Source organism: Oleiphilus sp. HI0079, from assembly GCF_001635105.1.
Window position 1 is genome coordinate 1 of record NZ_LWFT01000589.1, and the last position, 812, is coordinate 812.

The window sequence follows — 812 nt, forward strand, 5'->3', positions numbered from 1 at the left end:
TCCGCAAGGCTCCCTGTAAAGATTTGTTGAAAACATATCCGCTTAAGTTCGCGAGGGTTCGCAGACTTTTGCGTTATACTTACTGTGATCAAATACACGCCACAAACTTGGATAGCAGCATGAATGATGAAGTGAACTTTAAGAATAACCCTCTACATGGTTTAGGGTTGAAAAGTTTGTTGGAGGAGGTGGTAGAGCACTATGGCTTTGAGATTCTGTATGCGTATCTCAATATCAATTGCTTTAAGATCAATCCAAGCATTGCCTCGAGCGTAAAGTTTTTGAAAAAAACAGATTGGGCGCGTGAAAAACTGGAAGGATTTTATCTGTATCAATTTAAAAACCTTCCTCGGCCTTCATCAGAGCAATATCACATCCCACCGCGAGATCGCATTATTCCTGACGGGCAAGTGCCCGGAGAGCCAGCGGAGTTAAGTATTGAGGATGCGGCTCGGCTGCAAGAAAAGCGCGCCAAAAAAGCCGCGGAGTTTGGCAAGAGCGGATCTCGACAGGGGCGTTCTAGCGGCCCTTATGGCGGTGGGGGCAGTTCGAGTAAACGATACGAATCTGACCGACCTGGACGAAAAGATAAAGCCTCCGGTTCTTCCACTCATTCTTCATCTGATTCTTCAACGAGTTCCCCAAATAGTGCCGGTGGTGATCCATGGGCCGCCTGGAGAGAGAAGTAATCATTGTCTTTTTGTTTTTAATCCCACTGGCATGATAAGGAAAAGTGATGCTCAAACTAATTGAAAAAATATCATTTCTTCAGGGGCTGATAGCGCTTTGTGTTCTCTGGAGCTTGATTATTT

1 protein-coding gene is annotated in these 812 nt (G+C 45.2%); it reads left to right on the plus strand.

The features are described from left to right. The coding region (locus tag A3750_RS10065) for a VF530 family DNA-binding protein (protein WP_231871782.1) at window positions 1-689 on the plus strand (689 nt) is incomplete at its 5' end. Window positions 690-812: the final 123 nt, after the last annotated feature.